This is a genomic window from Modestobacter marinus (genome assembly GCF_019799945.1).
Lineage (GTDB): Bacteria > Actinomycetota > Actinomycetes > Mycobacteriales > Geodermatophilaceae > Modestobacter > Modestobacter marinus_B.
Genome location: NZ_JABGCH010000016.1, coordinates 89,784 through 106,602, shown reverse-complemented (window position 1 = coordinate 106,602; position 16,819 = coordinate 89,784). Strand labels below are relative to the sequence as shown.

The 16,819-nt window shown below is 73.6% G+C and carries 13 protein-coding genes and 1 tRNA gene; 9 read left to right on the top strand and 5 right to left on the bottom strand.

The window, feature by feature from the left end; translation table 11 throughout:
• Window positions 1-41 precede the first annotated feature (41 nt).
• The 3 genes from HK417_RS14465 to HK417_RS14455 are packed head-to-tail and all read left to right on the top strand — an operon-like array spanning window position 42 to window position 2,515.
• The gene (locus HK417_RS14465) at window positions 42-734 is read left to right on the top strand and encodes a phosphatase PAP2 family protein (protein WP_222267629.1); all 693 of its coding nucleotides are present in this window, start codon (window positions 42-44) and stop codon (window positions 732-734) included.
• Window positions 731-1,261: a pirin family protein gene (locus HK417_RS14460; protein WP_222267627.1), complete on the top strand. Its 531-nt coding sequence runs from the start codon at window positions 731-733 to the stop codon at window positions 1,259-1,261. The genes HK417_RS14465 and HK417_RS14460 overlap by 4 nt, the downstream gene beginning before the upstream one ends.
• A gap of 39 nt (window positions 1,262-1,300) precedes the next feature.
• Window positions 1,301-2,515, top strand: coding sequence for a M20 metallopeptidase family protein (locus HK417_RS14455; protein WP_222267625.1), 1,215 nt, complete (start codon window positions 1,301-1,303; stop codon window positions 2,513-2,515).
• 51 nt (window positions 2,516-2,566) lie between these two features.
• On the opposite strand, the gene aceE is transcribed toward HK417_RS14455, so the two are convergent.
• Complete coding sequence (aceE, locus tag HK417_RS14450) at window positions 2,567-5,374, bottom strand: pyruvate dehydrogenase (acetyl-transferring), homodimeric type (RefSeq protein WP_222267623.1); 2,808 nt, start codon at window positions 5,372-5,374, stop codon at window positions 2,567-2,569.
• A 277-nt stretch (window positions 5,375-5,651) separates the two neighbouring features.
• On the opposite strand from aceE, the gene HK417_RS14445 reads away from it, so the two are divergent.
• The 3 genes from HK417_RS14445 to HK417_RS14435 all read left to right on the top strand — a co-directional run bounded on the left by HK417_RS14445 (window position 5,652) and on the right by HK417_RS14435 (window position 6,669).
• On the top strand, window positions 5,652-6,074 hold the full coding sequence (locus HK417_RS14445) for a DUF3052 domain-containing protein (RefSeq protein ID WP_222267621.1): 423 nt from the start codon (window positions 5,652-5,654) through the stop codon (window positions 6,072-6,074).
• A 15-nt stretch (window positions 6,075-6,089) separates the two neighbouring features.
• The gene (locus HK417_RS14440; protein ID WP_222267619.1) at window positions 6,090-6,554 is read left to right on the top strand and encodes a peroxiredoxin; all 465 of its coding nucleotides are present in this window, start codon (window positions 6,090-6,092) and stop codon (window positions 6,552-6,554) included.
• Between the two features lie 43 nt (window positions 6,555-6,597).
• A tRNA-Val gene (locus HK417_RS14435) sits at window positions 6,598-6,669 on the top strand.
• Window positions 6,670-6,780: 111 nt separating this feature from the next.
• Here the strand turns inward: HK417_RS14435 and HK417_RS14430 are convergent.
• Both HK417_RS14430 and HK417_RS14425 read right to left on the bottom strand, forming a co-directional pair.
• Window positions 6,781-8,043, bottom strand: coding sequence for a hypothetical protein (locus HK417_RS14430; protein WP_222267617.1), 1,263 nt, complete (start codon window positions 8,041-8,043; stop codon window positions 6,781-6,783).
• A gap of 279 nt (window positions 8,044-8,322) precedes the next feature.
• Entirely contained in the window at window positions 8,323-10,278 is a 1,956-nt protein-coding gene (locus tag HK417_RS14425; protein ID WP_222267615.1) for an FUSC family protein, read from the bottom strand.
• An 83-nt stretch (window positions 10,279-10,361) separates the two neighbouring features.
• Here HK417_RS14425 and HK417_RS14420 point away from each other — a divergent pair, with 83 nt between their 5' ends.
• Complete coding sequence (locus HK417_RS14420) at window positions 10,362-14,108, top strand: ABC transporter ATP-binding protein (RefSeq protein WP_222267613.1); 3,747 nt, start codon at window positions 10,362-10,364, stop codon at window positions 14,106-14,108.
• An 18-nt stretch (window positions 14,109-14,126) separates the two neighbouring features.
• Here HK417_RS14420 and HK417_RS14415 read toward each other — a convergent pair whose 3' ends face one another.
• Complete coding sequence (locus tag HK417_RS14415; RefSeq protein WP_222267611.1) at window positions 14,127-14,408, bottom strand: hypothetical protein; 282 nt, start codon at window positions 14,406-14,408, stop codon at window positions 14,127-14,129.
• A gap of 155 nt (window positions 14,409-14,563) precedes the next feature.
• Between HK417_RS14415 and HK417_RS14410 the strand changes: the two genes are divergently transcribed.
• Window positions 14,564-15,088: a GNAT family N-acetyltransferase gene (locus tag HK417_RS14410; RefSeq protein ID WP_222267609.1), complete on the top strand. Its 525-nt coding sequence runs from the start codon at window positions 14,564-14,566 to the stop codon at window positions 15,086-15,088.
• 3 nt (window positions 15,089-15,091) lie between these two features.
• On the opposite strand, the gene HK417_RS27290 is transcribed toward HK417_RS14410, so the two are convergent.
• Window positions 15,092-15,502 carry a WhiB family transcriptional regulator gene (locus HK417_RS27290; protein ID WP_439957924.1) on the bottom strand — a complete coding sequence of 137 codons (411 nt, stop codon included), beginning with the start codon at window positions 15,500-15,502 and terminating at the stop codon, window positions 15,092-15,094.
• Between the two features lie 417 nt (window positions 15,503-15,919).
• Here HK417_RS27290 and HK417_RS14400 point away from each other — a divergent pair, with 417 nt between their 5' ends.
• Window positions 15,920-16,819 (top strand): Nif3-like dinuclear metal center hexameric protein, encoded by a 900-nt coding sequence (locus HK417_RS14400; protein WP_308123582.1) that lies wholly within the window; start codon window positions 15,920-15,922, stop codon window positions 16,817-16,819.

Genomic DNA, 16,819 nt, shown 5'->3' with positions numbered 1-16,819 from the left:
CTCAGCGTGTCACGGGGCCGGGCGTCGGGGATGGTGGACGGGTGCGCACCACCCGAACGGGCCGCCCGGCCGCGGTCCGCCCGCTGCTCGTCGCGGCGCTGGCGGCCCTGGCGCTGGTGGCACTGCTGGGTGCGGCGGTGACCGCGGGGGTGGCCCCGGTGCTGAGCGCCGACCGGTCGCTCAGCGCCGCGCTCTACGCCGGCGACGACCGGTCCCGGCTCGTCGCGACGGTGCTGCAGGTGCTCACCGCGCCGGGAATGTCGGCGTTCCGCGCTGCAGTCCTCGTCCCGGTGCTGGTCTGGCTCGCGCTGCGCCGGGCGTGGGGGACGGCGGCCTGGGTCCTCGTCGCCGGGGCGCTGGTCGCCCCGATCACCGTGGCGCTCAAGGAGCTGACCGGCCGGCTGCGCCCGCAGTTCGCCGAGGGCGGGGCGCGGTACGAGACGCTGAGCTTCCCCAGCGGGCACTCCTCGGGGGTGGCCGCCCTGGTCACCATCGTCCTGGTGCTGGCCTGGCCGCGGCTCACCGGCGCGGCCCGGCGAGCCTGCGTCGCCGCGGGCGGGACGCTGGTGCTCGTCGTCGGGCTGACCCGGGTGCTGCTGGGGGTGCACTACCCGTCGGACGTCGTGGGCGGCTGGGCCCTGGGTCTGGGGTGGTCGCTGCTGGTCGTGCTGGCCCTCGGCGGGCTACCCGGTGGCCGCGCGGCCCTGCCGGCCCGTGAGGAGGTGGCTCCGTGAGCGGGTTGGACTCGCGGGTGCTGCTCGCGCCTGATGACGGGTCGCTCGGGCCGCTGCTGCGGCTGGCCGACGACCGGCTGGGGCCCGGCGCGGGGTACGGGCGGCACGCGCACGCCGACGTCGACGTGGTCGCGGTGCTGCTGGCCGGGTCGCTGCGGCACGCCTGGGGAGCCGAGCCGGTGCTGGCGCCCGGCGACGTGGCGGTGCTGCGGGCGGGACGCGGACTGGAGCACGACGAGGTCGCCGGGGCCGGGGGCGCGCACGTCGTCCAGGCGTACCTGCGGGCGTCCCGGCCGGGGGAGGAGCCGGCGCACGACGTCGTCGTCCGGCCCGCCGGCTGGGTCGACCTCGGCCGTCCCGACGCCCGGCTGTGGGTCGGGACGGCCGGACCGGACGTCCCGGCCGGGCTCCGGGTCGTCGCGCGGAACGGGCAGGTCACCGCGGAGCTGGGGGACGGCCCCGTCGCCGGCCCGGCGACCGTGTGCGTGTGGGAGCTGGACACCGCCCGCCCCGACTGGGCCTGGTGAGTGACCGGCGGTCCTGAGTCCTGCTACAGACTGGGCGGCATGTCCGCCGACGCATCCCTTGACACCACCCTCCTCGCCGCTGCCCGGGCCGACGCCGACCGCACCGTGGCGCTGCGCCGCCGGCTGCACCGCCGTCCGGAGATCGGCCTGCAGCTGCCCCAGACCCAGGCCGCCGTGCTGGAGGCGCTCGCCGACCTCCCGCTCGAGGTGACCACCGGTAGCAGCACCACCTCCGTGGTCGCCGTGCTGCGCGGGGCGCGGCCGGGCCCGACCTACCTGCTGCGTGCCGACATGGACGCGCTGCCGCTGCAGGAGGACACCGGCCTGCCGTTCGCCTCCGAGGTGCCCGGTGCGATGCACGCCTGCGGGCACGACACCCACGTGGCGATGCTGGTGGGGGCGGCCCGGCTGCTGGCCGAGCGTCGTGACCAGCTCGCCGGCCAGGTCGTCCTCATGGTGCAGCCGGGGGAGGAGGGCCACCACGGCGCCCGGTTCATGCTCGAGGAGGGCCTGCTCGACGTCGTCCCGGGCGCTCCGGTGAGCGGCGCTTTCGCTTTGCACATCACCACGATGTTCCCGACCGGCACGATCAACCTGCGCCCCGGCCCGATGATGGCCGCGGGCGACATCTTCAAGGTCACGCTGCGCGGCCGGGGCGGGCACGCCTCCACCCCGCACCTGGCCGCCGACCCGGTACCGGTTGCCGCCGAGGTCGTGCTCGCGCTGCAGTCGATGGTGACCCGCCGGGTCGGCGTCTTCGACCCGGCGGTGGTGACCGTCGGGCAGATCACCGCGGGGACGACGAACAACATCATCCCCGAGACCGCCTACCTGGAGGGCACCATCCGGACCCTGTCGGCGCGGCAGCGGGCCGACACCATGGACTCCGTCGAGCGGGTCGCCACCCACGTCGCCGCCGCGCACGAGCTCACCGTCGAGTTCTCCCGGGTGCCGGGCTACCCGGTGACGGTCAACGACGCCGCGGTCGCGGCGCAGGTCCGGGCCACCGCCGCGGCGCTGCTCGGCGAGCAGGCCAGCGCGCACATGGCCGAGCCCCTGATGGGCGCCGAGGACTTCTCCTACGTGCTCGAGGAGGTGCCCGGGGCGATGGCCTTCCTGGGCGCCTGCCCGCCGCAGCTCGAGCCGGGCACCGCGCCGGGCAACCACTCCAACCACGTGGTGTTCGACGAGGACGCGCTCCCGGTCGGCGTGGCGATGTACGCGCAGATGGCGCTGAACGCCCTCGCCCGCTGAACGGCCCGCCTTCCCGTGGGGGGAGACGGGCCGTTCTGCTGTCGTTCCCGGTCAGGTGGCCGGGTGGTCGTCCGTCCGCTCCTCCTTCGGCGCCTTCTGCTCGTCGCCGATCTGGTACTTCTCGACCGCCTGCCGGACGACGTCGCGCTGCACCTCGCCACGCTGGGCCAGGGCGCCCAGCGTGCGGACGACGACCGACTCGGCGTCGACCTGGAAGTGCCGGCGCAGCGCCGGGCGGGTGTCGGAGAGCCCGAACCCGTCGGTGCCGAGCGTGGCGAGCCCACCCGGCACGAACGGCGCGATGAGGTCGGGGACGGCCTTCATCCAGTCCGACACCGCGACGATCGGGCCCGGCGTGTCGGCCAGCTGCTGGGTCACGTACGGCACCTTCGGCTCCTCGGCCGGGTGGAGGAGGTTCCACTCCTCCGCCTCGACCGCCTCGCGTCGCAGCTCCGTCCAGGAGGTCACCGACCACACGTCGGCCGAGACGCCCCAGTCGTTGGCCAGCAGCTCCTGCGCCCGCAGCGCCCACGGCACCGCGACACCGGACGCCAGGATCTGCGCCTTGGTGCCGTCGGCGACCTGCGGGCCCTCCGCGAACCGGTACATGCCGGCCAGCAGGCCGCGCACGTCCAGTCCCTCGGGCTCTGCCGGCTGCACGTAGGGCTCGTTGTAGACGGTCAGGTAGTAGAAGACGTCGGAGCTCCGGTGCCCGCCGAGTGGCGCACCCGGGTCCTCGCCGTACATCCGCCGCAGGGCGTCCTGGGTGATGTGCGCGACCTCGTAGGAGAACGCGGGGTCGTAGGTCACCACGCCGGGGTTGGTGTAGGCCAGCAGCAGGGAGTGGCCGTCCTCGTGCTGCAGGCCCTCGCCGTTCAGCGTCGTCCGGCCGGCCGTGGCCCCGAGCAGGAAGCCCCGGGTCATCTGGTCGGCGGCCGCCCAGAACGAGTCGCCGGTCCGCTGGAACCCGAACATCGAGTAGAAGATGTAGATCGGGATCATCGGCTCGCCGTGCGTGGCGTACGAGGTGCCCGCCGCGATGAACGACGCCGAGGAGCCGGCCTCGTTGATCCCCTCGTGCAGGATCTGCCCCTGCGCGGACTCCTTGTAGGCCAGCATCAGCTCGCGGTCGACCGACGTGTAGTTCTGGCCGTGCGGGTTGTAGATCTTCTGGCTCGGGAAGAGCGAGTCCATCCCGAAGGTGCGGGCCTCGTCAGGGATGACCGGCACGAAGCGCGGGCCGAGCTCCTTGTCCTTGGACAGCTCCTTGTAGAGGCGGACGAACGCCATCGTCGTCGCCACCTCCTGCTTGCCGGAGCCGCGCTTGAGGACGTCGAAGGCCTTGTCGTCGGGGGCCTTGAGCGGCTTGGCCGTCACCCGGCGCTGCGGTACCGAGCCGCCGAGCTGACGGCGCCGGTCGAGCATGTACTGCATCTCGTCGGAGTCGTCGGCCGGCTTGTAGTATGGCGGCAGCGTCTTGTCCAGCTGCTCGTCGGGGATCGGGATCTGCAGCCGGTCGCGGAAGCCCACCAGGTCCTCGGCGGTCAGCTTCTTCATCTGGTGCGTGGAGTTGCGCCCCTCGAAGTGGCTGCCCAGCGTGTAGCCCTTGATGGTCTTCGCGAGGATGACCGTGGGCTGGCCCCTGTGCTCCACCGCTGCCTTGTAGGCGGCGTACACCTTGCGGTAGTCGTGCCCGCCGCGGGCGAGCTCCCAGACCTCCTTGTCGCTCATCCCCTCGACGAGCTTGCGGGTGCGCGGGTCGCGGCCGAAGAAGTGCTCGCGGACGAACGCGCCGTCCTCGGCCTTGTAGGTCTGGTAGTCACCGTCCGGCGTCTGGTTCATCAGGTTGACCAGGGCGCCGTCCCGGTCGGCGGCCAGCAGCTTGTCCCAGCCACGGCCCCAGATCACCTTGATGACGTTCCAGCCGGCGCCGCGGAAGAACGACTCCAGCTCCTGGATGATCTTCCCGTTGCCGCGCACCGGGCCGTCGAGCCGCTGCAGGTTGCAGTTGATGACGAAGGTGAGGTTGTCCAGCTCCTCCCGCGCGGCCAGGCCGATCGGGCCGAGCGACTCGGGCTCGTCGGTCTCGCCGTCACCGAGGAACGCCCACACGTGCTGGTCGGAGGTGTCGGCGATGCCGCGGTGCTGCAGGTAGCGGTTGAACCGCGCCTGGTAGATCGCGTTCATCGGGCCCAGGCCCATGGAGACGGTGGGGAACTCCCAGAACTCCGGCATCAGCCGCGGGTGCGGGTAGGACGACAGCCCGCCCCCGGGGTGGCTGACCTCCTGGCGGAACCCGTCGAGCTGGTGCTCGTCGAGCCGGCCCTCGAGGTAGGCGCGGGCGTAGATGCCGGGTGAGGCGTGGCCCTGGAAGTAGAGCTGGTCGCCGCCGCCGGGATGGTCCTTGCCGCGGAAGAAGTGGTTGAAGCCGACCTCGTACAGCGTCGCGGAGGACGCGTAGGAGGAGATGTGGCCGCCGACGCCGATCCCCGGGCGCTGCGCCCGGTGGACCATGATCGCGGCGTTCCACCGGGTGTAGGCGCGGATCCGTCGCTCGACGTCCTCGTCACCGGGGAACCACGGCTCCCGCTCCGGCGGGATCGTGTTGATGTAGTCCGTGCTCCGCAACGCCGGCACGCCGACCTGCTGCTCGCGGCTGCGCTCGAGCATCCGGAGCATCAGGTACCGCGCGCGGCCTCGACCGGCGTGGCCGACGACCGCGTCGAGCGAGTCCAGCCACTCCTGGGTCTCGTCGGGGTCGGTGTCAGGGAGTTGGCTGGGCAACCCGTCGGTGATGACCGCTCGAGGGTTGCCGGTCGTGCGGGCGGGGTCGCCGTCCGCGTGCTGCGGTGCGCTCATGACTCCATGTTCTCCTGTCCGGCATCTCCCCGTCACCCGGCGGGCGTATCTCTACCCTCTCAACCCTGCACAGACGTGGGTGTCGCCCGTTCCGAGGAGCTTGCGCCAGGTGCTCCATGGCCTACGCTCCGCTGGAACGGTGGCCCCGTCCCGGCCGGTCCGAGCAGGCACTGCGGCTGCGGACGGGGCGCGATCCGTACAGATGTGCTGTTCCCGGGGGCGTCCCGGGGGCGGACCGCACCACCCGGGCATTCGAGCACACGGAGGAACAGCAGGGATGAGCGTCGACTCGGGCACCAGCATGGCTGCCCGGCTGGGGATCAAGCCGGGCATGGTCGTGCAGGAGCTCGGCTGGGACGAGGACGCCGACGAGGACCTGCGCGACTCGATCGTCGAGCTGTCCGGCGGTGAGATGGTCGACGAGGAGTCCGACGAGGTCGCCGACGTCGTCCTGCTGTGGTGGCGGGAGGACGACGGAGACCTCTTCGACGCCCTGACCGATGCCATCGCCTCACTCGCCGAGGAAGGCGTCGTGTGGCTGCTGGTGCCCAAGTCCGGCCGTCCCGGGCACGTCTCGCCCGGTGACGTCACCGAGGTGGCCCCCACCGCGGGGCTGTCGCAGACCTCGAGCATCTCCGCGGCCAAGGACTGGTCGGGCATCCGGCTGGTCACCCCGAGGGCCGCCCGCTCCCGTCGCTGAGGCACGATCGGACGCATGAGCCTCTCCGTCGGCGACGTCGCGCCCGAGTTCAGCCTCCCCGACCAGGACAAGCAGGTCGTCTCCCTCGCGGAACTGCGGGGGGCGCCCGTGCTGGTGGTCTTCTACCCGTTCGCCTTCTCCGGCAAGTGCACCGGTGAGCTGTGCCAGCTGCGCGACGAGCTGAGCACGTACACCGACGCCGGCGTGCAGGTCGTGGCGATCTCCACCGACCCGGCGTTCAGCCTCAAGGCCTTCCGGGAGCAGGAGGGGCTGACCTTCCCGCTGCTGTCGGACTTCTGGCCGCACGGGGCGACCGCGCAGGCGTACGGCGTCTTCAACGAGAAGGCGGGCATGGCGCTGCGCGGCACGTTCCTGGTCGACGCCGATGGCCGGATCGCGTTCGCCGAGGTCAACCAGGCCGGCGACGCCCGCGAGCAGTCGGGCTGGAAGGACGCGGTCGGGCAGCTGGCTGCCGCCTGACCTCACCGCGCGGCTGGGGGCGACCCCTTACCCTCGGCCGCACGGGCGCGTAGCTCAGCGGGAGAGCTCTCGCCTTACAAGCGAGCGGTCGCAGGTTCGATCCCTGCCGCGCCCACCGTTCCGCCCCGACCCGAGGACCGGCCTCGGAAGGAGTCGTCGAGCATCGGCTGACCCGGACCACATGTCGGGCTCGCAGACGCGAGTCGGCCAGGGCGAGAAACCGGCTCTAGCCCCCGTCGTAGTGGTCGATCACGCTCTCGTAGTGCGAGAGGAGCCCTCCGGAGTAGAGGTCGTCCTCATGAGCCCAGTACATCGCCGCATAGCCGCACGAATGTGCGATACGAGCCGCCGCCTCCATCATGCCCGTGCCGTATCCGTAGCCGTTGGACTGGGCAGGGCCGGGGTTCTCTCCGGCGGCGAGCAGGCCGAACTTCTGGGCGATGAAGCCGATCCAGCGGCCTGCGCCGAATCCGTCGACCACCGGATCGCGTTCGGACAAGGACGCATCTCCCGGTTGACACGAGTCCTGTGCGCCGCCTGCTTCGGCCAGCGAACTGGTGTACACCCCGACGTTGGCCTTCTCCTTGAGTGCTCGCACCATGTACCAGCGAGCCGACCCCTGCCCGATGAACTGGTTGGCGTCCCCGAGATGGCCATCCAGATACCGTTCCACCTCGTTCACATGACAGCATGAGCCGGGCATGATGAGCCAGAACGGTCCGGTGAAGCCCCGGCGTCTGTACTCGGCGATCTGGAAGTCCTGCGCGTCGGCAAGGGCCGCCATGTACCAGTTGAACCATTCGCGGACTTGCGCCGGGGTCGTACTGACGTCTCCCGGCACCCAGTCGGGGTGGGGGCGGGGCGGGATCGTCCTCGGCAGATCTGGGCCTCCGGATGCATTGTCGTCGTACGCCCAGAAGCGATTGCCGTCCGCCGGCGGATAGCCGATCTCGCCCTGCATGGCGCCGTTCTGCACGCGGACGGCCCAGAAGTTCTCCGCGCCGAAGTCCGTCGCGACGTGCTCGATGGCACGTTTGATCCTCGCTCGAACCGTCTCGCTGAACACCATGTTCGGCGGTTGGCAGGTCGTCGTGCCGAACTGGTCCCGGAACGTGGCGCCGGGGAGCCCGCACACCCACTCCGGGGTGTAGTGCAGGGACAGGCTCAGTGTCGGTCGCATGCCGGCGTCGAGCCATGTCCGCAGTTCTCGTTGTTTGCTCGCGATGTAGTCCTGACTGAACACCCCGTCCTGCGGCTCGTACCGACTCCAGTTGATCACGAACTCGATCGTCCGTATGCCCGTGGTGAAGCTGCTCTGCGCCCGAGCACTGTGGGAGTTCAACGTCCCGAAGTAGGGAGGGGCGTCTGCATGACCCACCGACGTCTGTCGCTGGGCGCCGGGGTGCACGAGCATCGACACGGTCAGCAGGACCAGCACGAAGGCGCGTGCCGACCCGCGATGGTCCTCGTCGACATGTCTCTTGCGCATCTCAGGGCGGCTGCCTCCTCATGACTTCGCGCATCCGTTCGGCCACTGCTGCCGCTGGGTCCTACGGCGCGCGACTGGAGTGTGCGACCTCGCCGGTTCGGAGGACCGTCCGGGCATCCCGCGATTGCCCGGAGCAGTCGGCGCACAGGCGCTGTCATCACGCTACGAGCGGTCGCCCTGTGGGCGCTACGGGCTGCTGCGCGGACTCACCGGCCCCACCACTCTCAGCACCCGCCCAGCACCCGCCCGCAGCCTGACCGCTCGACTTCCGCCCCGCCGCTAGTCCTCGCCTCGGACGCCGTTCTGCCGGCCGGGCGTGGTCTCCCGCACCAGCCGGCGGGCGGCGTCCACCTCCCGGGCGACGGGCGCCAGCACCCCGTCGGCGTGGATCTCCGCGTCGTCCGGCACCCGGTGCTCCCGCAGGTCCTCCTCCAGCTCCCGCAGGCCCCTGCGCAGCACCGTGACTTGGGCCGGCTCCGGGGCGGGCGCCCCGGAACGCATCTCGATCACCGCCTCGGTGACGGCGTCCGACGCCCGCTCCAGCTGCACGATCACCGGCCACCACGCCGCCGCCCGGGTGCTGATCGGCGGCGGCTCGGCCAGCCGCCGCTGCAGCTGGGTCTGCACCTCGGTCAGCGCCCGGTAGTTCGCCCGGCGGGCCCGCCGCCGCTCGACCGGACTGCCGGTGAAGGCGGCGTCGACGAACCGGTCCAGCGCGAGTGCGGCGTCACGCAGCGCGTCGTCCAGGGGTGCGCGCCACGTCTGCGGCCACAGCAGGTAGCCGAAGACCAGGACGATGCCGCAGCCGATGAGCGTGTCGACCAGCCGCGCGCCGACGAGCTCGGCGCCGCTGGGGGTGGCCAGGTCCAGCAGCAGGATGATCAGCGGCGTCTGGAAGACCGAGAACAGCCCGAAGTTGGCGCTGCGCGCCCACGGCAGCGCGCCGGCGGCCAGCGCGAGCGGCAGCAGCACCCACGCGTCGCGGCTGAGCACGGTGAGCAGCACCGACCCGATGAGCACCCCGAGCAGCGTGCCCAGCCCGCGCTGCACCGCACGGGTGAACACCGAGCCGAAGTCCGGCTTGAGCACGATCGCGACGGTCAGCAGCACCCAGTAGGGCCGTTCGATGGGCAGCAGCTGCCGGGCGATCTCGGCGATCACCATGCACGACGTCAACCGGACCACGAACGCCCGGGAGTCCGCGTTGCCGATCGTGCGGTCCAGCAGGTCCCGGGCGCCCAGCCGCCAGTCGACATCCGGCTTGCTGGCCGCGGCCTGGGCGCGTTCCTCCGGGTCGCCGACCACGTTCCAGACCAGCCGGATGCCGTGCCGCACCGCGCGGCGCTGGCTGGGGCCCTCCTCGACCGGCGGCGGCCGCTCACCGAGCACCGGCTGCCGCGAGGTGACCGCGGTGGCCAGCGCGTGGGTCGCGCCGATGTCGCGGGAGTCGGCGGTCACGCCGGCGCGGGCGCTGGCGACGGCGGCCTCCACCAGCGGCGCCGCCGAGTTGAGCACGCCGGCCAGCTCGGCCAGCTCCTTGCTGCGCCCGGACGAGCGGCTGCGCGCGTGGATCACCCGGTCGTAGGAGTCGTTGAGCGCCTGGGTCAGCGCCCGGCGCGCCTCCTCGCTGTCGTCGGTCCCGATCGCCTCCATCAGCTCGGCGATGCGGGTGAACACCGCCGCGACCGAGGACCGGTCGGGGTCCAGCGGCTCGGTGCGCGCCTGCACCAGGACGGCGAGGGCCGCCCAGGCCGCGCCGGCGAGGAACCAGCCGACCTCCGCGGTGGCCGGCAGCGGCGTCTGCAGGCCGGAGGAGACGACCGTGTAGACGAGCAGCTGCAGGCCGCCGAGCGAGAACGCCGCGCTGATCGAGCTGATCAGCGCCGAGACGGCGGAGACCGCGGCCAGCAGAAGCACCGGCACCCACCCGCCGCCGGTCATCGCCTGCCCGATCACCAGCCCGAGCCCGCCGAGCAAGGAGGCGGCCGCGACCCGGCGCAGCCGCACCCGCAGCGGCCCGGACTGCGGCGCGAGCGTGGCGGCCAACGACCCCATCGTGCCGAAGACCCCGGCCCCGAGCGCCCCGCCGTCCAGGCCGCCGACCGCGAGGGACACCGCCAGCGGAGCGGGAACGACGACGGCGAACCGGATGACGTCGCGCCACGGCACCGGCGGCCGGCTGGTCCGCACCAGCTCCTCGAGCCAGGCCGGCGCGCGCAGGCCCCTGTCCACCACCCCGGCAGCCTGTCACCCCGATCGCGGCGCGTCGCGACGGCTCGTCGCACACTGGACGTCGTGCCGCGTCCCCCCATCGCCTCGTGACGGCCCTCGCCGACCGGGTCGCGACCGAGCAGGAGGGGACCGCGCGAGGCGGCTGGTTGCGCCGCCTGACGGGCTACTGCCTGCGCCACCGCGGGGACCTGGTCGGGGCCTTCGCCGCCGCGCTGGTCGGCTCCGTGATTGCCGCCGGGGTGCCGCTGCTGGTCCGTGCGGTCGTGGACCGGGTGGTCGCCGGGGTGCAGGACGGCGGCCCGGTCGACGTCACGCCGTTCCTGGTGGCGCTGGTGGCGGCGGGGGCGCTGCGGTTCGCGGCGGGCTTCGTGCGGCGCTTCCTGGCCGGGCGGCTGTCGCTGGACGTGCAGATGGACCTGCGCAACGACGTCCACGCGGCGCTCGGGCGGCTCGACGGGCCGGGGCAGGACCGGCTGCACACCGGGCAGACGGTCAGTCGCGCGATCAGCGACGTCACCCTCGTCCAGGGGCTGCTCGCCTTCCTGCCCAACCTGACCGGCAACGCGCTGCTGTTCCTCGTCTCCCTCGGCGTCATGGCCTGGCTCTCGCCGCTGCTCACCCTGGTCGCGATCGCGGTCGGCCCGGCGCTGTGGTGGCTGGGGCTCCGCTCCCGGCGCGACCTGTTCCCGGCGAACTGGGCGGCGCAGCAGCAGGCCGGCGTCGTCGCCGGGGACGTGGAGGCCGCCGTCACGGGCGTACGCGTGGTCAAGGGCTTCGGGCAGGAAGAGCGCGAGCTCGACCGCGTGGACGCCGGGGCGCGGCGGCTGTTCGGCGCCCGGATGCGGGTCGTCGCCTTCACCTCGCGCTACAACCCGCTGCTGCAGGCGGTCCCGGCGCTCGGCCAGGTCGGGGTGCTCGCCCTGGGCGGGTGGCTGGCGCTGCGCGGCTCGATCTCGCTCGGCACGTTCCTCGCCTTCTCCGCCTACCTCGCCGCGCTCGTCTCGCCGGTGCGCCAGCTGGCCGCCGTGCTGACCATCGGGCAGCAGGCCCGCGCGGGTGTGGAGCGCGTGCTGGAGGTGATCGACGCCCGGCCGGACCTGGTTCCGGGCACCCGCCGGCTGCCCGCCGGGCCGCTGACGGTCGAACTGGACGACGTCACCTTCGGCCACCGCACCGACCGGCCGGTGCTGACGGGGGTGTCGCTGCGGGTCCGGCCGGGGGAGACCCTCGCGCTGGTGGGCACCTCGGGCTCGGGCAAGTCGAGCGTGGTCGCGCTGCTGCCCCGGTTCTACGACCCGTCCGCGGGCGCCGTGCGCATCGGGGGCTGCGACGTCCGTGAGCTGGAGACCGGTTCGCTGCGGCGCGCGCTCGGCGTCGTGTTCGAGGACAGCTTCCTGTTCTCCGACACCGTTCGGACCAACATCGCCCTCGGCCGCCCCGACGCCACCGACGCCGAGGTGCGCGCCGCGGCCCGGGCGGCCCAGGCGGACGGGTTCATCGCCGAGCTGCCCGAGGGCTACGACACGGTCGTGGGCGAGCAGGGGCTCACCCTCTCCGGCGGGCAGCGGCAGCGGGTCGCGCTGGCCCGGGCGCTGCTGACCGGCCCGCGGGTGCTGGTCCTCGACGACGCCACCTCGGCGGTGGACGCCGCCGTCGAGGCGAGGATCCACGCCGCGCTGCGCGAGGAGGTGCGCGGCCGGACGACGCTGCTGGTGGCGCACCGCCGCTCCACGCTGGCGCTCGCCGACCGGGTGGCCGTGCTCGATGCGGGCCGGGTGGTCGACGTCGGCACGGTGGGGGAGCTCGAGGCCCGGTCGCCGCTGTTCCGTGCGCTGTTGTCAGGCGCGGTGGACGACCTCGGCGTGCCGTCGCCCGCGCCGTCCGCAGGTGTGACGCCGTCGGCCTGGCCGGACCTCGAACCGCAGCCGGAGGACGACGGGGCGCTGCGCACCGCGACCGCCTCCATCGGCGGCCGCGGCGCGACGCTGGCTGCCGCCGCCCCGACGGAGTCGCTGCGGGCGCTCGTCGACCGGCTGCCGCCCACCGTGGACGAGCCGGACGTCCCCGCCACCCGGTCCCGCGCCGCCGATCCGCACTTCTCGCTGCGCGGGCTGCTCCGCCCCTTCCGGTGGACGCTCGCGGGGGCGCTCGTCCTCGTCGCGCTGGACACGGCCGCACAGCTGGCGATCCCCGCGCTGGTTCGGAAGGGCGTGGACGACGGCATCGCCTCGGCGTCCCTGCCACTGCTGCTCGGCGTCTCCGGGATCGCGCTGGCCGTGGTGCTCGCCGACTGGTCGGTCGCCCGGGCCGCCGCGTGGCTGACCGGGCGGACCGGGGAGCGGCTGCTCTACACGCTGCGGGTGAAGACGTTCGCCCAGCTCCAGCGGCTCGGTCTGGACTACTACGAGCGCGAGCTCGGCGGCCGGATCATGACCCGGATGACCACCGACGTCGACGCGCTGTCGGCGTTCCTGCAGACCGGGCTGACCACCGCGGTGGTCAGCCTGCTCACCCTGGTCGGGGTGCTGGTGGCGCTGTTCCTGTTCGACGTCGAGCTCGCGCTCGTCCTCGTCGCCACCCTGCCGGTGCTCGTCATCGCGACGGTGTGGTTTCGGGCCCGGTCGGTGCCGGCCTACACCGAGGCCCGTGAGCGGGTGAGCGCGGTGAACGCCCGGCTGCAGGAGGACGTCGCCGGCGTCCGGGTCGTCCAGGCGTTCGACCGCACGGAGCGCGCGGACGCCGTCTTCCAGGGGCACGCGCAGCGCTACCGGGACGTGCGGCTGCGGGCTCAGCGGTACATCGCGACGTACTTCCCGTTCGTCGAGTTCCTCTCCGAGGTCGCCGCCGCCGCGGTGCTCGCCGTCGGGGCCGCGCGGCTGACCTCGGGGAGCATCACCGCCGGCGTCCTCATCGCCTTCGTCCTCTACGTGGACACGTTCTTCTCCCCGGTGCAGCAGCTGTCGCAGGTGTTCGACAGCTACCAGCAGGCGTCGGTGGGGCTGCGCCGGCTGCGCGACCTGCTGCGCACCCCGACGTCCACCCCGCCGGCCGCCGACCCCCGCCCGGTCGGCCGGCTCCGCGGCGAGGTGCGGCTGGCCGACGTGACGTTCGCCTACACCGGCGCGCGGACCCCGGCCCTGCGGGACGTGTCGCTGACGGTCACGCCCGGCGAGACGGTGGCGCTGGTGGGGGAGACGGGCGCCGGCAAGTCGACGGTGGTGAAGCTGGTCGCCCGCTTCTACGACCCGACGTCCGGGGCGGTGTGCGTGGACGGCGAAGACCTCCGGTCGCTGGACCTCGCGCAGTACCGGTCGCGGCTGGGTGTCGTGCCGCAGGAGGCGTACCTGTTCGAGGGCACGGTCCGCGACGCGATCGCCTACGGCCGGCCGGCGGCCTCGGATGCGGAGGTGGAGGCGGCCGCGCGGGCGGTGGGCGCGCACGACATGGTCGCGGCGCTGCCGCAGGGCTACCGCACCCGCGTGGGGGAGCGGGGCCGGTCGCTATCGGCGGGGCAGCGGCAGCTGCTGGCGCTGGCCCGCGCGGAGCTCGTGGACCCCGACGTCCTGCTGTTCGACGAGGCGACCGCCTCGCTGGACCTGGCCACCGAGGCCGCGGTGACCCGCGCGGCCGACGCGGTGGCCCGGCGGCGGACGACGCTGGTCGTCGCCCATCGGCTGACCACCGCTGCCCGCGCCGACCGGGTGGTCGTGCTCGACCACGGGCGGGTCGTGGAGGTGGGGCCGCACGAGGTGCTGTTGGCCGCGGGCGGGGCCTACGCGGCGCTGTGGGCAGCGTTCACCGCGGACGAGGAGTCCGACCCCGTCGTGGGGTGACCGGGCTCAGTCCAGCAGTCAGGTGGTCAGCGCCCGGCCCAGCGGGGACAGGAAGTGCAGCACGGTGGCGACGCTGCCCAGAGCCACGAGACCGAGGCTCGCGGCGACGCCGGCCGGCAGCCGGTGCCGGTCGCGCGGGAAGGCGGCGAGGAGCTGCAGGACCGAGCCACCGAGTGCCAGCACGGCGCCGAGCGCGGCCAGGACGAGGGGGGCGAGGCCGGTCAGCTGGCCGGCGTCGCTGCGCAGCCAACGCGAGATCGGCGCGGAGGTGCGGGATGAGGGGAGTCGCCGAGTCTGCATGGCGTCGAGTCGGTGAGGCGACACGTCGACATGGGCCCGGGTCGACATGGGCCCGGGTCGGCAAGGTGACGAGTCGGCAAGGTGACGAGTCGACATGGGTCTCGGCGACCCGATGCAACGCGACGGGCAATGCCGGCCAAGGGAGTGAAACGTCGATGGGCGACCAGGAGATGCCGGTCGTGCGGATCGCAGAACCCGACGACTTCGCGCAGCTGCCCGCGGTCGAGGCGGCGGCCGACGAGCTCTTCCGGCCGCTGGGGATCACCGACCTGCCTCCGCCGGCGAGTGCGGCGGAGCGGTCGCGGGCCTGGCGGGTGCTGGTGGCCGGGCGGCCGGTGCGGGGCTTCGCCGTCCTGCAGCTCGTGGCCGGCGCGGTTCATCTCGAGCAGCTGTCCGTGCACCCCGCGGCCGGTCGGCGGGGGATCGGGGGAGCGCTGCTCGCCGCCGTCGTCACGGCGGCCCGGGAGGCGGGCGCGGACAGGGTCACCCTGCTGACCTACGCCGACGTCCCGTGGAACGCCCCGTTCTACGCCCGGCACGGCTGGCGCGTCACCACCCGGCTGACGCCGGGGCTGCGAGCGCTGCGGGTCCGCGAGGTGGAACTGGGGCTCGACCGGCACGGCGAGCGCGTCGCCATGGTGCGACCGGTCGCACCCGGGGACGGGCCGCCCCCGGGGTAGTCGTCAGGCGGCGCGACGGCGCAGCCGGCGACGCTCCCGCTCGGAGAGCCCGCCCCAGATGCCGAAGCGCTCGTCGTTGGCCAGCGCGTACTCCAGGCACTCGGCCCGGACCTCGCACCCGGTGCAGACCTTCTTCGCCTCGCGGGTGGAGCCACCCTTCTCCGGGAAGAACGCCTCGGGGTCGGTCTCGGCGCACAGCGCCCGCTCGCGCCACGTCTGCTCGCCGGCCTCCGGGTCGCCGTAGCCGGCACCGGCGAACCCGGAGAAGCTGGTGGCGCCGTACCCGGCGTCAGCGAAGCCGGCGTCGAACGCGACCCCGGCGGAGCGCACTCCGAGCACGTCCTGCTCGTACGCCGCGGGCGTGGCCGCCACGGCAGCGGCGCGGTACTCATCGAGCCACGAGATCTCAGCCATCACGAATCGTCCCCCTGCGTCTTCGAGCCGGCCGCCGCTCGAACGGTTGCCGTGCCGTCACCCGCCGTGACGACGAGGGAATTACACGGGTGCGGTTCGGACGGGGTCAAATGTCCGGGACGTTGCGCGGAGTCCCAGAGGTCACAGCCGTCCCGCAAGCTCCTGGCGTACCCGGACACGCCGCCCTGGGTGGCAGCTTCTGCCGTCGATCGGGGAACTGCTTCGTCCAGATCGACTTCGGCTGCAGAGGCCTCTTGGCGGCTCCTGACGACACCCAGCGGGCTGTCCAGAGATCATCGGCGGGCTCTGGTGCCGTGCGGACGTGACCCACGTCTCCATCGCGGGCTCTCCGGCCGGGTGCACGGCCCACCCTCGGACCGCGGACGACGGTCCGGCAGCTCACTTACAGTCCGGACCGTGGCACCCCCGACGCACCTGGACCTGACGACGAGCTCGCACCCGCCGGAACCCGGCGTTCCGCTCGCGGAGGTGGTCGCCGCCCTGGAGGCGCGCTACGACCCCGCGCTCGCCGAGGGCTGGGACGCCGTCGGCCTGGTGTGCGGCGACCCCGCCGAGACCGTGCGCTCGGTGCTCGTCGCCGTCGACCCCACGGCGGCCGTCGTCGACGAGGCCGTCGCCGCAGGGGTCGACCTCCTGGTCACCCACCACCCCCTGCTGCTCACCCCCGTGCACGGTGTCCCGGCCACCGACCCCAAGGGCCGCCTGGTCCACCGCCTCATCCGCGCGGGCATCGGCCTGTTCGTCGCGCACACCAACGCCGACCGAGCGGCCGGCCACGGGGTCAGCGACGCGCTCGCCGGAGCACTCGGTCTGGTCGACACCGCGCCACTCGAGCCGGTCGCGCCGGGCGTCGGCCTGGGGCGGATCGGGACGCTGCCGGAGGCCATCAGCCTGCGCGAGTTCAGTGAGCGGGTGGCCACCGCGCTCCCCGGCACCCCGGGGGGCGTGCGGGTCGCCGGAGATCCCGGCCGGCTCATCCGGACCGTCGCGGTCTGCGGTGGGAGTGGCGGCTCCCTGCTCCCGGCGGCGGCGTCGGCGGGCGCCGACGTCTTCCTGACCAGCGACCTCAAGCACCACCTGGTCTCCGAGGCGCTCGAGGAGCCCGGTCCCGCGCTGTGCGACGTGGCGCACTACGCGAGCGAACGGCCCTGGGTGCCGGTGGCCGCGGACCTGCTCCGCCGCGATCTCGGTGACCGGGTCGCCGTCACGGTCTCCGCCGAGCGCACCGACCCCTGGGCATGGCAGGTCCCCAGCCGCGCCGCGAGCGGGCCCGACGTCCCGCCTCCGGCCGGCTGA